This is a genomic window from Methylobacterium sp. WCS2018Hpa-22, from assembly GCF_031843785.1.
In the GTDB taxonomy this organism is placed as follows: Bacteria; Pseudomonadota; Alphaproteobacteria; order Rhizobiales; family Beijerinckiaceae; genus Methylobacterium.
On record NZ_JAVTJA010000006.1, the window covers coordinates 278,519 to 294,673 of the forward strand.

General features: G+C 62.0%; 12 protein-coding genes. 4 read left to right on the forward strand and 8 right to left on the reverse strand.

Translation table 11 applies throughout. The annotated features are described in order from the left end of the window. Positions 1 to 67 precede the first annotated feature (67 nt). Positions 68 to 685, forward strand: coding sequence for a 30S ribosomal protein S4 (gene rpsD / locus RQI43_RS10665; protein ID WP_056430930.1), 618 nt, complete (start codon positions 68 to 70; stop codon positions 683 to 685). Between the two features lie 254 nt (positions 686 to 939). Here the strand turns inward: rpsD and gltA are convergent, their stop codons facing one another. Together gltA and gltX are read right to left on the reverse strand one after the other, a co-directional pair. Next, entirely contained in the window at positions 940 to 2,229 is a 1,290-nt protein-coding gene (gene gltA, locus RQI43_RS10670; protein ID WP_056430927.1) for a citrate synthase, read from the reverse strand. A 229-nt stretch (positions 2,230 to 2,458) separates the two neighbouring features. Next, positions 2,459 to 3,886 carry a glutamate--tRNA ligase gene (gene gltX, locus RQI43_RS10675; RefSeq protein ID WP_311275126.1) on the reverse strand — a complete coding sequence of 476 codons (1,428 nt, stop codon included), beginning with the start codon at positions 3,884 to 3,886 and terminating at the stop codon, positions 2,459 to 2,461. Between the two features lie 178 nt (positions 3,887 to 4,064). Here gltX and RQI43_RS10680 point away from each other — a divergent pair, with 178 nt between their 5' ends. Further along, on the forward strand, positions 4,065 to 6,335 hold the full coding sequence (locus RQI43_RS10680; protein ID WP_311275127.1) for a ComEC/Rec2 family competence protein: 2,271 nt from the start codon (positions 4,065 to 4,067) through the stop codon (positions 6,333 to 6,335). Here the strand turns inward: RQI43_RS10680 and lexA are convergent. After that, complete coding sequence (lexA, locus tag RQI43_RS10685; RefSeq protein WP_311275128.1) at positions 6,329 to 7,066, reverse strand: transcriptional repressor LexA; 738 nt, start codon at positions 7,064 to 7,066, stop codon at positions 6,329 to 6,331. The two genes, RQI43_RS10680 and lexA, sit on opposite strands and share 7 nt — an antisense overlap. A 366-nt stretch (positions 7,067 to 7,432) precedes the next feature. Then, on the reverse strand, positions 7,433 to 8,125 hold the full coding sequence (locus RQI43_RS10690; RefSeq protein WP_056430919.1) for a GntR family transcriptional regulator: 693 nt from the start codon (positions 8,123 to 8,125) through the stop codon (positions 7,433 to 7,435). 787 nt (positions 8,126 to 8,912) lie between these two features. Here RQI43_RS10690 and oxc point away from each other — a divergent pair. Both oxc and frc read left to right on the forward strand, forming a co-directional pair. After that, positions 8,913 to 10,652, forward strand: coding sequence for an oxalyl-CoA decarboxylase (gene oxc / locus RQI43_RS10695; RefSeq protein ID WP_056430915.1), 1,740 nt, complete (start codon positions 8,913 to 8,915; stop codon positions 10,650 to 10,652). A 91-nt stretch (positions 10,653 to 10,743) separates the two neighbouring features. Then, positions 10,744 to 12,018 (forward strand): formyl-CoA transferase, encoded by a 1,275-nt coding sequence (gene frc, locus RQI43_RS10700; RefSeq protein ID WP_056430911.1) that lies wholly within the window; start codon positions 10,744 to 10,746, stop codon positions 12,016 to 12,018. 134 nt (positions 12,019 to 12,152) lie between these two features. Here the strand turns inward: frc and RQI43_RS10705 are convergent, their stop codons facing one another. The 4 genes from RQI43_RS10705 to RQI43_RS10720 all read right to left on the reverse strand — a co-directional run bounded on the left by RQI43_RS10705 (position 12,153) and on the right by RQI43_RS10720 (position 15,477). Beyond that, positions 12,153 to 12,314 (reverse strand): hypothetical protein, encoded by a 162-nt coding sequence (locus tag RQI43_RS10705; protein WP_200919169.1) that lies wholly within the window; start codon positions 12,312 to 12,314, stop codon positions 12,153 to 12,155. A 248-nt stretch (positions 12,315 to 12,562) separates the two neighbouring features. Beyond that, positions 12,563 to 14,383, reverse strand: coding sequence for a hypothetical protein (locus RQI43_RS10710; RefSeq protein WP_405030594.1), 1,821 nt, complete (start codon positions 14,381 to 14,383; stop codon positions 12,563 to 12,565). A gap of 67 nt (positions 14,384 to 14,450) precedes the next feature. Further along, positions 14,451 to 14,591 (reverse strand): hypothetical protein, encoded by a 141-nt coding sequence (locus tag RQI43_RS10715; protein WP_246748011.1) that lies wholly within the window; start codon positions 14,589 to 14,591, stop codon positions 14,451 to 14,453. A gap of 469 nt (positions 14,592 to 15,060) precedes the next feature. Further along, entirely contained in the window at positions 15,061 to 15,477 is a 417-nt protein-coding gene (locus tag RQI43_RS10720) for a CBS domain-containing protein (protein WP_311275129.1), read from the reverse strand. Positions 15,478 to 16,155 lie beyond the last annotated feature (678 nt).

Sequence of the window (16,155 nt, forward strand, 5' to 3'; positions counted from 1 at the left end):
CCCCGGGCCGCTTCGGAAAGAGGAGGGCGCGTTCCTCGACCAATCTCACTCGCTGAGAGGAACCGCGATGTCAAAACGTATTCAGGCGAAGCACAAGCTCGATCGCCGTATGGGCCAGAACATCTGGGGCCGCCCGAAGAGCCCCGTCAATCGCCGCGAATACGGCCCCGGCCAGCATGGCCAGCGCCGCAAGGGCAAGATGTCCGACTTCGGCACGCAACTGCGCGCCAAGCAGAAGCTCAAGGGCTACTACGCCAACATCACCGAGAAGCAGTTCCGCCGTTACTACGCCGAGGCGATCCGCCTGCGCGGCGATTCGAGCGAGAACCTGATCGGTCTGCTGGAGCGTCGCCTCGACGCGGTCGTGTACCGCGCCAAGTTCGTACCGACCCCGTTCGCTGCCCGTCAGTTCGTGAACCACGGCCACGTCAAGGTGAATGGCCGTCGCGTGAACATCGCCAGCTTCCTCGTGAAGCCGGGCGACGTGATCGAGGTGAAGGATTCCTCGAAGCAGCTCGAGATCGTCGTCGTGGCTTCGCAGCTCGCCGAGCGTGACGTGCCGGACTACATCGAGGTGGATCACTCCAAGATGACGGCTCGCGTCACCCGCGTGCCGAGCCTCACCGAGGTTCCCTACCCGGTCCAGATGGAACCGAACCTCGTGATCGAGTTCTATTCGCGCTGATCCCACCGGATCATCTCCGAGACGAGAAAGGCCGCCCGAGAGGGCGGCCTTTTTGTTTGCCTGATCGGATCGATCGAAAATCGATCACTCCTCGCTTCTCCTGCGACCCACGACGCGAAGAGGGGCACAAAAAAGGCGGGGCAGCCTGTCGGCCACCCCACCTTCATTCATTCCTCTACCCACGAGATCTTGACCCTCCGTGACGTTCGCTTCGAAAGCGAGGTCGAATACGGCGGACGGCCTGAACGAAAGTATCAGCCGCGCTGGCCGATGGGCACGTATTCGCGCTTGTCCGGTCCGATATAGAGCTGGCGCGGACGGCCGATCTTCTGCGAGGGGTCCTCGATCATTTCGGCCCACTGAGCGATCCACCCGGTGGTGCGGGCCAGGGCGAAGAGCACCGTGAACATCGAGGTCGGGAATCCCATCGCCTTGAGGGTGATGCCGGAATAGAAATCGATGTTCGGGTAGAGCTTCTTCTCGATGAAGTACTCGTCCTTCAGGGCGATCTGCTCGAGCTGCACAGCGACTTCGAGAAGCGGATCGTCCTTGATGCCGAGCTGGCTGAGCACCTCATGCGTGGTCTTCTGCATGATGCGGGCGCGCGGATCGTAGTTCTTGTAGACGCGGTGACCGAAGCCCATCAGCCGGAACGGGTCGTTCTTGTCCTTGGCCTTGGCGACGTATTTCGCGACGTTGTCGGGCGTTCCGATCTCTTCCAGCATCTTGAGCGCTGCTTCGTTGGCGCCGCCATGCGCGGGGCCCCACAGGCAAGCGATGCCGGCGGCGATACAGGCGAAGGGGTTGGCGCCCGAGGAACCGGCCAGACGAACGGTGGAGGTCGAGGCGTTCTGCTCGTGATCGGCGTGGAGGATGAAGATCCGGTCCAGCGCGCGCGCATAGATCGGGTTGACGACGAACTCTTCGCACGGCACCGCGAAGCACATCCGCAGGAAGTTCGAGGTATAATCGAGGTCGTTCTTCGGATAGACGAACGGCTGACCGATGGAATACTTGTAGGCCATCGCTGCGAGCGTCGGCATCTTGGCGATCATGCGCAAGCTGGCGATCATCCGCTGCTTGTCGTCCGAGATGTCGGTCGAGTCGTGATAGAAGGCCGAGAGCGCGCCAACGCAGGCCACCATGATCGCCATCGGGTGGGCGTCGCGGCGGAACCCCTGGAAGAAGCGGTTCATCTGGTCATGCACCATGGTGTGGCGCGTGACCCGGTAGTCGAAATCCGCCTTCTGGGCGGGCGTCGGCAATTCGCCGAACAGCATCAGATAGCACGTCTCGAGGAAGTCGCCCTGTTCGGCGATCTGCTCGATCGGGTAGCCGCGATAGAGGAGCACCCCGGCATCGCCGTCGATATAGGTGATCTTCGATTCGCAGGACGCGGTGGAAGTAAATCCCGGATCGAAGGTGAACATGCCGGTCTTGGCGTGAAGCTTGCCGATGTCGATGACGTCAGGTCCGATCGTACCGGTCTTGATCGGAAGCTCGACTTGGTTGTCGCCCACGGAGATCGTGCTGGAGGCGCTCATGGAGACGTGGACCCTTTCTTGGCAGAAGGCAGACCTTGGCAGAGGGGAGCGCCGGTCCGCATGGCGACACCCACCACTTCGGCCCGGAGCGCACGGGCAGACCTATGCTGCAAGTGCTCACACATCTATCGGGTTAGCGGATCGGCCCACCGCCTTCAACCGATCCCCCTCTCCACGCTATCCCTGAAGCGAAAACCGGGCCGATCTGTCACCGGTTCGATGCATGCGATCAGGCGGACGCCGCCTGATCGGCCAAGCGGCCCAGACATTCATCCCGTCCGAGTACGGCCATTACGTCGAAAACCGGGGGTGAGGTCGCGCGCCCGGTCAGCGCGGCCCGCAGGGGCTGCGCGATCAGGCCGAGTTTGAGTGCGTTCTCCTCCGCGAACCGGCGCACGGCGCCTTCCGTGGAGGCCGCGTTCCATTCCGGAAGGTCGCCGAGAGCCGGCAGGATCGCGGCGAGGCGCTGGCGGGCCTCTTCGCTCAGCAGCGTCTTCGCTTTGTCATCGAGATTGAGCGGCCGGGAGGCGGTGAGGTAATAGGCGCTGTCGAGAAGCTCGACCAGGGTCTTGGCGCGTTCCTTCAGGCCGGGCATCGCCGCCCGCAGCTTGTCACGAAGCTCGGGGGATAGGGTCGTGGGCAAACCGCGATCGGCGGCGAGGGCCGGCAGGATCGTCTCGATCGCATCGATCAGTACGGCATCCTCCGCGCCGCGGATGTAGAGCCCATTGAGGTTCTCGAGCTTGGCGAAGTCGAAACGGGCAGCGGAGCGTCCGATCGTCTTGAGATCGAAGGCAGCGATCATCTCCTCCGTCGAGAACACCTCCTGGTCGCCATGGCTCCAGCCGAGGCGGACGAGGTAGTTGCGCAAGGCGGCGGGCAGGTAGCCGAGGTCGCGATAAGCATCGACCCCGAGCGCGCCGTGGCGCTTCGAAAGCTTGGCGCCGTCAGCACCGTGGATGAGCGGGATATGGGCCATGATGGGCGCGGACCAACCGAGCGCATCATAGATCTGGCCCTGCCGTGCGGCGTTCGTAAGGTGGTCGTCGCCACGGATCACATGGGTGACGCCCATGTCGTGATCGTCGACGACGACCGCGAGCATGTAGGTCGGATTGCCGTCAGAGCGGAGCAGGACGAGGTCGTCGAGATCCTTGTTGGCCCAGGTCACCCGGCCCTGAACCTGATCCTCCACCACCGTCTCGCCCTCGGATGGGGCGCGCAGGCGGATGACCGGCTTCACGCCCGCCGGTGCCTCCGAAGGATCGCGGTCGCGCCAACGCCCGTCATAGCGCATGGGACGTCCCTCGGCCCGCGCGGCTTCGCGCATGGCGGTGAGTTCGTCCGGCGTCGCGTAGCAATGATAGGCGTTGCCCGAAGCGAGCAGGCTTTCCGCTACCTCACGGTGCCGCGCGGCGCGGGCGAACTGGTAGACGACGTCCCCATCCCAATCGAGGCCGAGCCAGCGGAGCCCGTCGAGAATCGCATCGATGGCGCCCTGGGTGGAGCGCTCCCGATCGGTATCCTCGATGCGCAACAGCATCCTGCCGCCGAAATGACGGGCATAGAGCCAGTTGAAGAGCGCCGTGCGCGCTCCCCCGATATGCAGGTACCCCGTAGGGGAGGGGGCAAAGCGCGTAACGACGGGTGACGACATCGGGCGGCTAAACTTGTGCGTGAAGTGAGAGGGCGGATCGACCGGCCCGGATCGGCGCATGTAGCATGCGTTTTCGATGACGTTAAGAAAGCGTGGCGCCGAGTCGCGAAACGGGGACGATTTCGCGCGGGCGGCATCTCTCGTGCTTCGCGAGCCGTGAGGAGAGACGCAGCGGGAGATGGCGCAGGCCAATGCGCGAGCCGCGGGTGCGACGGGTGCCACCTCGGCCTCGTCACGCTCACCCGCGATCCTGATCGGCGCGATTAGACGCTGGATCGTCGACGGGCTGGTTCAAGAATCCGAACAGAGGCGCCTGTTTCCCTGGCTTGCCGTCACGTTCGGTTTTGGCATCCTCGTCTGTTTCACCGCCACGGATGGTCAGCCGGCTCTGGCAGCACCCCTCCTCGTCGCGTCCGCACTCTCTGCCCTCGCACTTCGCCTCGGTTCGAGGCCCGTGGCCTTGGCATTGGTTCTCGGACTTGCCGCAGCCTTCCTGGGCTTCGCAGCCGCCACCTTGCGGATGCAGGTCGTAGCGGCACCCGTCCTGGCCCGGACGACGATTGCCCCGCTCACCGGATTGGTCGAAGCCCTCGACGAACGGGAAGTCGGCGCCCGCCTGATCGTTCTCGTGGAGAGTTTCGGCAACCTCCCGCCGGATCGCCGGCCCACGCGGGTCCGCGTTTCCTACAAGAAGGCCCTCGCGCTGAAGCCGGGCGATTTCATTTCGGCGACGGCACGGCTCCTGCCGCCGCCCGACGCGGCCCGCCCCGGCGGATATGATTTCGCCCGGGATGCCTATTTTCGCGGGATCGGTGCCGTCGGTTCCCTGGTAGGCAAGATCGACGTCAAGCCTCCGCCCAGGCCTTTGCCCCGCTCCGTAGCACTGGCAGCCGCCGTAGACGACGCCCGCAACGCGCTGACCCGGCGCATCACCGACGCCAATGGCGGGCAGGCCGGCGCGGTGGCCGCCGCCCTGGTAACGGGTAAGCGCGGCCTCATCAATGCAGAGACCAACGAGGTTCTGCGTGCGGCGGGAATCTACCACGTCGTCTCGATTTCCGGCCTCCACATGGTGCTCGCAGCCGGCGTCGTGTTCTGGCTCGTCCGCGCGCTGCTCGCCCTCGTTCCGGGGCTCGCCCTGGTTTGGCCGATCAAGAAGATCGCCGCCGGTTTCGCCATGGTGGGTGTCACGGCCTATTGCGTTTTCTCGGGCTGGGATATCGCTGCCGAACGCTCGCTCATCATGACGTTGGTGATGCTCGGCGCGATCCTGGTGGATCGCCCGGCTTTGAGCATGCGGAACCTCGCGCTCGCTGCCCTCATCGCCCTCGCGCGAGAGCCGGACGGGATTCTCGGCCCGAGCTTTCAGATGTCCTTCGGCGCGGTAGCCGGCCTCATCGCTTGCGCCGGTGCGCTCAATCGCTGGATGCCGCCACGCGAAGGTGCGGGCCTCTTGGCCCGAACCTGGCGGTTTCTGGCTGTCGCGGTCCTTGGCACCCTGGCGACGACATTGATCGCCCAGATCGCCACGGCGCCCTTCGCGACCTATCATTTCCAGACCGTCCAGCCCTTCGGCATCGTCGGCAATGCCCTGACCTTGCCCCTCGTCTCCCTGGCGGTGATGCCGGCGGCGGTCCTCGGGATCCTCGCCTATCCCTTCGCACTGGACCAGCCGGTCTGGTGGGCGATGGGGCTCGCCGTACGCGGGATGCTCACGATCTCCGGCTGGATCAGCGGGTTCGGACACGCCACCCTCGTCGTCCCGGCCTATGGCAGCACGGCACTCTGCCTGCTTGCTCTCGCCTTGCTCCTGCTGACACTTCCCGTCTCGAGCTTACGCTGGATCGGCCTTGCTCCGGCCGCTCTCGGTGTCGTGCTCGCTACCATGCCGCCGCGTTACGACGTCTACATCGACCGTGAGGGTGGCGGTGCAGCCTTCCGCGACGGGGACGGGCGATTGAGCATTCTCGGCAGCCCGCCGGCCTTCGTCCTCGAACAATGGCTCAAGGCGGATGGCGATTCGCGGAAGGTCGCCGCCGTCGCAGCCTCGCCGAGAAGCCGATGCGATACCGTCGGATGCGTCGTCGAGTTAGGGCCGGGTCGGATCGTCGCCCTGGTCAAGGACAAGCGGGCCTTCGCGGAGGATTGCGAACGGGCGAGTGTGATCATCGCCCGCCGTGACGCACCCAAAGACTGCCGGGCCGGCTTCGTCATCGATCGCGCATACCTGGCACTACGCGGCGCCACCGCCATCCGTTTCGGCCCCGAAGGACCGCAGGTCACGTCCGCCCACCAACCTCATTCTCGTCCGCCATGGCGGCGGGCGGTCGCCGTCGTCACGCCGTCCCCTTCGCCTCCGAAGGAATCGGGACCGAGTGCGAAACCCATAGAACCCGAGGGCGACGACGGCGATCCGTCATCCGAAACGCAGTCGGACGGGCTTCAGTAACGACGGACCAGGCTGACGAGCCGCCCCTGGATCTGAACACGATCCGGACCCAGAACCCTTGTCTCGTAGGCTGGGTTTGCCGCCTCCAGAGCGATGGAGGAACCGCGGCGACGCAGGCGCTTCAATGTGGCCTCTTCATCGTCGATGAGGGCAACGATGATGTCGCCGGTATTCGCAGTGTCCTGCTTCTTGATCACGACAAGATCACCGTCGAGGATACCTGCTTCGATCATCGAATCGCCACGGACCTCCAGAGCGTAATGTTCGCCGCCGGCCAGGAAGTCCGGTGATAGCGTCACGGAATGGCTCTGGTTCTGTATGGCGGAGATCGGCGTGCCGGCCGCGATCCGTCCCATGACCGGGATCGTGATCGACCTTCCGCTCTCGTCCTGGGCCTGGGTCGTTGGCTGGCGCAGGGACGGCATCGCCTTGGACCGACCGCCTTCGACGACGCTCGGCGTGAAGCGGCGAACTTCACCGGCGGGAGCGGGCTTCGACGCCGGTGCACCGGTCAGGCTCTCAGGCATCCGGATCACTTCGATCGCCCTGGCGCGATTCGGCAAACGACGCAGAAATCCGCGCTCTTCGAGGGCCGTGATCAACCGGTGGATCCCCGACTTCGATTTGAGATCGAGGGCGTCCTTCATCTCGTCGAAGGAGGGCGGGACGCCACTCTCCTGCATCCGTTGTTGGATGAATTGGAGAAGATCCAGCTGCTTACGCGTCAACATACAGATCACTCTTCCACTGAAGCCAATGGCCGCGACTAACGCCGCTGAAACAAAACACGAACACGGTAGACGTTCCGCAAGTGTTCTGCAAGGGTTCCGTTAACCCGGTGGTAGAGTTTGTTCCTGAGGTGCAATGTTCCGCTCAAGCGGCCTTACCGCGGGCCGGCTTGGCGTCCGCCGGTATTACCCGCAGGGCCCTTCAATCATCCGAAGGGGCTTCGTGCCGCGGGGGCTTACCCCGCCCCTGTATGGCGGGCCTTCGCGGTGTCCGGCGGAGCCGCGCGCCCAGTCCCCGCCGATGACTTAGTCGGTCACCGACGGCCGGGGAGCCATGCGATATGGCGGGTACTCTGGGGGCAGCGTCGATCAGTCGAGATAGTCACCATATTTCTCAACATGGCTGGCGAGGCCGAGGCCGTGCTCGCGCACGAGGCGTTCCGCCAGATCTGCATCGCGCGCTTCCAATGCCTTGATGATCGCCACGTGTTCCTTGATCGAGTTGGCCGCGCGTTCCCCCTGACGCAGCGCGGTGTTGCGAATACCGCGGACATGCATCAGCAGGTTGCTGGTGATGTCTTTGATCACGTCGCACTGGCCGAGCGAAATGATCTTCTGGTGGAAGCGAATGTTGGCTTCCGAATACTCGTCGAGATGATCCGACGGGCGTCCTTCATAGAATTCTGGAAAGTGCTCGCGCAGGCAGTGAAGTTGTTCGTCGGTGGCCCGCTCGCAGGCGAGGCGCGCAGCCATGCTCTCCAAGGCAGACCAGGCCTGGATCATGCTGACAATTTCTTTCTTCGACTTCTTGATGACGAAGACACCGCGACGGGCCTCGAACCGCACGAAGCCTTCCTGCTCCAATACCGTCAGCGCTTCGCGCACAGGGGTGCGGCTCACGCCAAGGTTCAAGGACAACTTTCGCTCATCCAGGCGAACCTCTTCACGCTGATTATAAATGTTCATGTTCGTGATTGCTTCTTTGAGCGCGTCATAAGCCAATGCACGCAAGCTTGAAGTCGCAACGATAGGCTTTACTTGAAATGTGTCGGTTTTAACCATTTTTCATGCCACCTAGAATAATTTAAACTCGCACACGCGGGCGAGCACACTTGGTGTGAAGCATGCCAAACTCGCGTTTGAAATACAAGGAATGCCTCGGCCCGCTCAAAGCTCTTAACATAAGCTGAGCGGCGCTTTCCTCGCTACGGTTCGAAGAGCAGACTTCCGATTACCATGAAGGAAGGAGTTGTATTCTTCCTGTGTCGACCGGCCATGCGAAGCCTCGCGTTCCAGTGATCCGATGCTGATCGGCACAATCGTGCAATTCCGTTTGACAGTTGGTATTTGGTATGCCACCAATTGCCTACCGGGTCGGAGGGCTTACAGCAGTTTTTGACTGCTAGATCGGGTCAAAGCGTCTTCTCTGTTCGAGGCAGGCGCGGGATCGCCAGCCGGCGAACGCCGCTCGACTGGCGGGAGGCATTATAAAACATGGTGATTTGGTTGTGTCCACCATCGACTCCGCCAAGTCACCGCAAAGATTAAGCTGCGCGGAATACCCAAAGAGATCATAAATTTTTGGATTCCCGTTGAAGAAAATCCACGCCCCGTCGAGGGAGGATGAAACGTCACGCTGGCCGACTTCACTGCAACGCCAACTCCAAAGTCACTGCCAGGACGTCGATCTAACGTCGAGGAATCCCGCGGTCTCCGAAGCCGCATCACAATCGGGTTTGCGCTGCACGAGAGAACCAAATCCCGCAGCGGAAAAGTTCACGTCATCGGTTCGCCGACTTTGCGGACCGCCAATCAAAATAAAACGTCAAAGAACCAGGGAGAGAACACGATGTCAGCTTTGGCCCAGAGAATCGATGTCGACGTTTCGGCCGAGCCGGAACTCACCGATGGCTTCCACCTCGTCATCGACGCGCTGAAGCTCAATGACATCAACACGATCTACGGCGTGCCCGGCATTCCGATCACCGATCTCGGTCGCCTCGCCCAGGCCGCAGGAATGCGGGTCATCTCCTTTCGCCATGAGCAGCATGCCGGCAACGCCGCCGCCATCGCGGGCTTCCTGACGAAGAAGCCCGGCATCTGCCTCACGGTTTCCGCGCCTGGCTTCCTCAACGGCCTCACGGCCTTGGCCAACGCCACGACTAACTGCTTCCCGATGATCCTTATCTCCGGCTCGTCGGAGCGCGAGATCGTCGATCTCCAACAGGGCGATTACGAGGAGATGGACCAGCTCGCCATCGCCAAGCCCCTGTGCAAGGCCGCCTTCCGCGTTCTTCACGCCGCCGACATCGGCATTGCCGTCGCACGGGCCATCCGGGCCGCCGTTTCGGGCCGCCCCGGCGGCGTCTATCTCGATCTACCTGCCAAGCTTTTCTCTCAGGTGATGGAGGCCGATGCCGGCACCAAATCGCTGGTCAAGGTAATTGATGCCGCTCCGGCCCAACTGCCGGCCCCCTCCGCGATCAAGCGCGCACTCGATGTCCTGAAGAGCGCCAAACGCCCCCTCATCGTGCTCGGCAAGGGCGCGGCCTATGCGCAGGCCGACGACGAGGTTCGGGCTCTCGTGGAAACAAGCGGCATCCCCTACGTGCCCATGAGCATGGCCAAGGGCCTCCTGCCCGACACCCATCCGCAATCGGCGGGTGCTGCCCGTTCGCTCGTCCTCAAGGAGGCCGATGTCGTACTGCTGGTGGGCGCGCGCCTCAACTGGCTGCTCTCCCACGGCAAGGGCAAGACCTGGGGCGCCCCCGGCTCGAAGAAGTTCATCCAGATCGACATCGAGCCGAAAGAGATGGACTCCAATGTCGAGATCGTGGCGCCCGTCGTCGGCGATATCGGCTCCTGTGTCACCGCGCTTCTCGACGGGATGAAGGGCGATTGGCAGGCCCCGCCGGCATCCTGGACCGATGCCATCTCTGCCAAGAAGGAAGAGAACCTCGCCAAGATGGCGTCGAAGCTCCGCAAGAATTCGACGCCGATGGATTTCCACGGCGCACTCGGCGCGCTGAAGACCATCATCGCCGAACGTCCGGACGCCATCCTCGTCAACGAGGGGGCCAACACCCTCGATCTCGCCCGTGGCATCATCGACATGTATCAGCCGCGCAAGCGCCTCGATGTCGGCACCTGGGGCATCATGGGCATCGGCATGGGCTTCGCCATCGCCGCCGCTGTCGAGACCGGTAAGCCCGTCCTCGCGGTGGAGGGCGACAGCGCCTTCGGCTTCTCCGGCATGGAGGTGGAGACGATCTGCCGCTACAACCTGCCGGTCTGCATCGTCGTGTTCAACAACAACGGCATCTACCGCGGCACCGATACGGATCCGACCGGCCGCGATCCAGGAACGACCGTTTTCGTCCGGGATTCCCGTTACGACAAGATGATGGAAGCCTTCGGCGGTGTTGGCGTCAACGCGACGACGCCGGATGAACTCTCCCAGGCCGTAAACGCCGCGATGGACTCGGGCCGCCCGACCCTCATCAACGCGGTGATCGACCCGGAGGCCGGCACCGAAAGCGGCAATATCGGCAGCCTCAACCCGCAGAGCGCAGTCAAAAAGAAGAAGTAGGCCGTCGGTCCGTCCGGCCGCTCCAGCGTCAGCGACGCCGGGGCGGCCGGCGCCCATATCCGCCGAACGCCCTTCAACGCGGAAGAGTCCTATGAATGCCCTCGAAGGCGTGAAGATCCTCGACTTCACTCATGTCCAGTCCGGCCCGACCTGTACCCAGCTCCTGGCTTGGTTCGGCGCGGACGTGATCAAGGTCGAGCGTCCGGGCGTCGGCGATGCCACACGCCAACAGCTCCAAGACATTCCCGATGTGGACAGCCTCTATTTCACGATGCTGAACCACAATAAGCGTTCCATCACGCTCGACACCAAGAACCCCAAGGGGATCGAGGTGATGTGGCGGTTGGTGAAGGAGTGTGACGTTCTCGTGGAGAATTTCGCTCCCGGCGCGCTTGCCCGGATGGGACTGACCTGGGAGGCGATTCATGAAGCTAACCCGCGCATGATCCTCGCTTCGGTGAAGGGCTTCGGGCCGGGCGCCTATGAGAATTGCAAAGTCTACGAGAACGTCGCCCAATGCGTAGGAGGTGCGGCCTCCACCACTGGGTTCCGTACCGATATCCCGATGGTGTCAGGCGCTCAGATCGGTGATTCCGGTACCGGCCTCCATCTCGCCCTTGGCATCGTCACCGCGCTCTACCAACGGACGCATTCCGGCGTCGGCCAGAAGGTCGATTGCGCCATGCAGGACGGCGTCCTGAACCTATGCCGGGTGAAGTTGCGCGATCAGCAGCGGCTGGAGCGCGGACCTCTCAAGGAATACAGCCAGTACGGGGAGGGGATCGGTTTCGGCGATTCGGTGCCGCGTGCCGGTAACGATTCCGGCGGTGGCCAGCCGGGCCGCATCCTGAAGTGCAAGGGCTGGGAGACCGATCCCAACGCCTACATCTACTTCATCGCGCAAGGCGCGGTCTGGGAGCCGATCTGCGATGTCATCGGCGAGCCGACATGGAAGACGCATCCCGATTACGCGACGCCGAAAGCGCGGCTGCCGCATCTGAATGAGATTTTCACCCGGGTCGAAGCCTGGACGATGTCGAAGACCAAGTTCGAGGCGATGGAAACGCTCAACGCGCTTCACGTCCCCTGCGGTCCAATCCTTTCGATGAAGGAGATCGCCGAGGACGAATCGCTGAGGAAATCCGGCACGGTGGTCGAAGTCGACCATCCGGAGCGCGGCAAGTACTTGACCGTGGGAAACCCGATCCGGCTTTCGGCGAGCCAGGTCGAGGTCAAGCGCTCGCCCCTGTTGGGCGAGCATACGGACGAGATCCTGCGAGATGTCCTCGGTTATTCCGAGAGCGACCGCCTCAAGATCTCGGAATCAGGGGCGATCGGCGCCATCCAGAGGATTGCAGCCGAATGATCTGTCCCTGAACGAAGCGCGGGCCGCCTGTCTCAACATCTCGGCTTGCGCGCATGACGTGAAGCTCCTCCTGACTCAGCGCGGTGTCGGCCGGATAGGCTCGATGCCGCGCTCTTTCAGGCGAAGACGATCCCTTAGGCGATACCGGTGAAGCGACCTGCCGAGCCTGGAACGTAATCGCGGTTTTCGACGCGGCTCTTGTCTGCGCGCGCCGAGAGGAGGTCGGCGGCCTTCACTACGAGAAGGACCTGAAGCGCGATCATGACGATCACGGCGGCGAAGAGAGTGGCGAACATGGCGGGCTCCCGGAGGACATTGCATCACCCTGATGCCATGCTGCACCGCAAACTGATATACCACATTCCTTCGACCACTCATGTCGCTAGCGCATATCGGAGCGGGTCGGGGCCTCGGGCAGACGCTGAGTTCATTCCGCCAACCCGTCCAGGTGGACCTGGCCCAGCGGACTTTATATTCACCGCATTGCTTGGGCCTTGGCCGCATCCATCGCACGCGTTGCATACGCGTTCAGGACCATAAGAGCCTAGAATGCGTCACCCCAGCGTCCCAATGTCTGAGCCTCTTCCCGACGAAGGATCTCGCAGGGTTCGGGCATGGGAGGTGAAACTCCCGATACGCCTATCGCTCCGAGAGTCGCCTTTAATTCCGCGTTCTCGACCGCCCGCTCCGCGATATCCGCGGCGAGATGGGTCAGGCGCCCCTGGTGAAGCTTGGCATAGACGTGTCCCGTCCCGAAATCCGCAAAACAGATCGTGGTCATCCGGCGGATACAATCGCGCAGAAAGCTCATGTTGTCCGAAGGCGCCATCGAACCGGCAGCGGCATAGACCTCCTGCGCGGACCGCGCGGAGATATCGATTTTGCGGTACCTATCGATGTCGAAGAGAAATTTCAGGTCGAGGATATTCATCGTGCCGTTGATGCCGAAGGCAACGGTTCGGGGACGTTCACCTTCCGGTACGCTATTGTCCAGAAATTCGAAATGGACCCGCTTGTCCGACCTGAGTGCCCAGGTGAAAAAGAGCCGTGGCATGCCGGTATAGGCTTCGACGTTGTGTGCGAGCAGATCTTCGACAGCTTTGTAACGGCCGAATTGTTCGCCGCGTTTCCACGCCCGCTCGACGGTTGCCTCCGGCGGCGTGATCATGAACTGCATGTAGACGCAATGGCCGAAGCGGGTCAGGAGTTGGCTGCCATCCTCTGCTCCGGGATCGACGGTGAAACTGTCGAACCGGAACCGGTCGATCAGAAGATGTGAGATGCGCCCCTCCGCAGCCTTCACCGCCATGTGACGGTCGAGCTTGCGATCGATGATCTCGACCTCGCGTCCTGTCAGCGTACCGGCATAGCGGCGGGCCGCACCGAGACTGTCGTAATCGAGCAGGAATTTGCGCCAGACGTCGGGTGTGATGACAGCAAAATCCGACTCGTCGAGGCCGACTTGCCCAGCGAGCGCACGCTGATATGGCCGGATCGTGCTTTTGCCGGAAGCTGATGCACCTTTGACGTTCATCACCACCGGTTGCGTCTGGGCTCTCAATGAGCGGTAGCCTTCCCGTGCGACGACCTCGCGGAACCATGGTTCAATGAGCTGGCCGATCCGGCTGCTACCATACTGGTTCGAGACCAGGATGCAGACGAGACGGTGGAGAAGCGCGGTGTCGCGGATCAGGAAGCCGCGACGCCGGATGATGCTTGTCATCACCTGTCGCAGGGCGACGCAAACCGCCATTTCGAGGGAGTCTGATGGTGTGGCGCAACGCGCGTACCACGCGTCGAGATGGTGGAGGGCCCATTGCTCTGGCGTACCGTGCTCCCTTTGCCGCCTGGCCGGTTCGGGAGAGCCAAGGATCAGCTGCCAGAGGGAGGGTTGTCCGCGGGCCGGTTCTCCGACAACCTTCGGGGTGAACATCTCGGACAGTTCGCGTTGAAGCACGAGCGCGGCGTCGCTCCGGATCTGAACGAGCAGGTCAGCGATCTCATTCGCGTGGGACGCAATCCCGGTGTCCAGGATCGTGCTGACGATGGCCCGAAAGTTGACGCCGAGATCGCCATAAGTGCGCCCGACCGGTACCGACAGATCGGCCATGACGCGGATAAGCACTTCGTGCACCACGAGACGCTGAGCACGGAAGAGCACGAGCTGCGTCAGTGGCAGACCACTGACGTCACTCATCTCGCGGGCATCGTCGAGGCTGGTTTCTACGTTGTCCGGCCTGAAGAGTGTCTCAAGAGACAGAAACGCCCGGGGCAACGTCGATTCCAACCCCGGATTCCAGGGGCCGAACTCCGGGCGCGGAGGCAAATCAGCTTGGCCGGTAGCCGGGGGCACCATGATGGACATGGCCGGCCCCTCCAAGAGTCAGTGAATTCCAGGGCGGCCATGCATCGCGGCGGCGACCTCGAACGCCTCAGGCGACCGCTTCCTCATCGATGGCCTCGAGCCGCAACTGATAGCGGTCACCCCAGAGTGCCTCGGCCTTCTCGTACCATTCCGCGTTGAAGTAGAGCTTGGCGCAGAACTCGCTCTGCCAGATGCAGACAGCGATCACCCTTGAATCGATGACTTTGACATGGCGGCTGATCAGTCCACGCGTAATCCCGGCCGAGGGACACATGTCCATGCTGGTCATCCCGTTGGGGGATTCGCCGCTGAAGATGACCGGGCATTCAAGAATGGCCAAGTAACGCATTGCTGCTAACCCTGTTGGCCACGAGATGCGAGCGGTCGGCGTTCACCGACGATCGCTGCCCCGTAGCGTCTCCTTGCCTCGATCCCCGGCTTGAATCGAACCTTTCGATAAGGCCGAAACACTAGGGTATCGTGTCGAAATTTTGAATGCAAAAACGATGGAGGTCAATGATCAGAAGCGGGTTATCTTATCCTGCGCCTGCGGTGAGAGTGCGTCGCAGCGCAACAACGAAGGATCGAGATCGATTGCGCATCATTTAATCTCTCGGCAACCTCTGGACGACCTGACGTTACATTCGATTGTAACACCCCGAATGCCTGGTCGAGCATCACGAGTGAGCCGAGGTACTCCTATCAGACATCGCGTCGACGCAGCTCCAAATGCTCTGGATCGACGTCAGGACGAGACCATCGGTCACTGCGATATGGTCGGTCTGATAAGCGCAGAACAGTTTAAGCCGGTCGGCATTTGACGTGCTGACGTCGACAGACGCGAAATCTTCCTTCGCCCACATCCAGACAAGGCTGTCGAGCACTTCGAGGCCACGCGATGCCATGGCACGGAAGATCTCGCGCTCGGTAATGATGCCGACGATAGCACCGTCCGTGAGAGGGACACCGTCGATGACGACGAGAGCGTCGACCCCGGGATTCTGCAACATGTTCAATGCATCGCGAACCGAGCGATCCATTCGGATATAGTTTAGGCGACTTGCCACAGTGCCCGTCTGCTGCCTCGCCGGCATGACGTCGCCCCTTCCGGATCGCTTCCTGAGTTCAGACCCTGGTATGCAAAATACCGGTTGTCAATGAATGAAAGAGCACTATGGTGCCGGACGAGGGCGAGGCGGGTAGGCTATGTAAGTCCTCGTCGGCTTGGCTCGGTCACTGCGTGGCCGGTATGGCATTGCCTGTTCCCGAAGGCATGCGCAAAGCCATCGCGTACAGATTTCAGATTTATCAGCAAAAATCCGGTGGTTGAGGGGTGTACCCCTCGTTTCCACGGCAAATTTGCGCCTATGCAACAATATGCACTTAGGGGCATGGCAGACCCGTATTTGCGTCCGCGAGATGTTGTTTTCGCATAGCTCAGACAGATTCTTCATCGCCTGTACGAGATCTTGAGTTTAATCCCTGTTTGCTGCATTGCGGCGACGATTTTTCTGCAACTCGGTCTTGACGGGCTCATACGTACGAGAGAGGCTGGTATTCCACATACCAGAATGCTGACGACGCCAAGGGTCGGCATTCGCCAAGACCGAAAGCCGGGCAACCGGCTCCTACGCCTCGAGTGAAGCAAAACAGAACAACGCGGAGGACGACAATGACGAGGGCGGAAACAACGAGTGGGCGAGTATCCGATGGATACCGCTGGGGTCAGCTGGTGATCGGCGTGATCTGCATGGTGATGATCGCCAACCTGC

Bases quoted from the DNA above. Each gene is read 5' to 3' on its own strand.
- rpsD (WP_056430930.1), top strand. From the start codon at position 68: ATGTCAAAACGTATTCAGGCGAAGCACAAGCTCGATCGCCGTATGGGC.
- gltA (WP_056430927.1), bottom strand. From the start codon at position 2,229: ATGAGCGCCTCCAGCACGATCTCCGTGGGCGACAACCAAGTCGAGCTT.
- gltX (WP_311275126.1), bottom strand. From the start codon at position 3,886: ATGTCGTCACCCGTCGTTACGCGCTTTGCCCCCTCCCCTACGGGGTAC.
- RQI43_RS10680 (WP_311275127.1), top strand. From the start codon at position 4,065: ATGGCGCAGGCCAATGCGCGAGCCGCGGGTGCGACGGGTGCCACCTCG.
- lexA (WP_311275128.1), bottom strand. From the start codon at position 7,066: ATGTTGACGCGTAAGCAGCTGGATCTTCTCCAATTCATCCAACAACGG.
- RQI43_RS10690 (WP_056430919.1), bottom strand. From the start codon at position 8,125: ATGGTTAAAACCGACACATTTCAAGTAAAGCCTATCGTTGCGACTTCA.
- oxc (WP_056430915.1), top strand. From the start codon at position 8,913: ATGTCAGCTTTGGCCCAGAGAATCGATGTCGACGTTTCGGCCGAGCCG.
- frc (WP_056430911.1), top strand. From the start codon at position 10,744: ATGAATGCCCTCGAAGGCGTGAAGATCCTCGACTTCACTCATGTCCAG.
- RQI43_RS10705 (WP_200919169.1), bottom strand. From the start codon at position 12,314: ATGTTCGCCACTCTCTTCGCCGCCGTGATCGTCATGATCGCGCTTCAG.
- RQI43_RS10710 (WP_405030594.1), bottom strand. From the start codon at position 14,383: ATGTCCATCATGGTGCCCCCGGCTACCGGCCAAGCTGATTTGCCTCCG.
- RQI43_RS10720 (WP_311275129.1), bottom strand. From the start codon at position 15,477: ATGCCGGCGAGGCAGCAGACGGGCACTGTGGCAAGTCGCCTAAACTAT.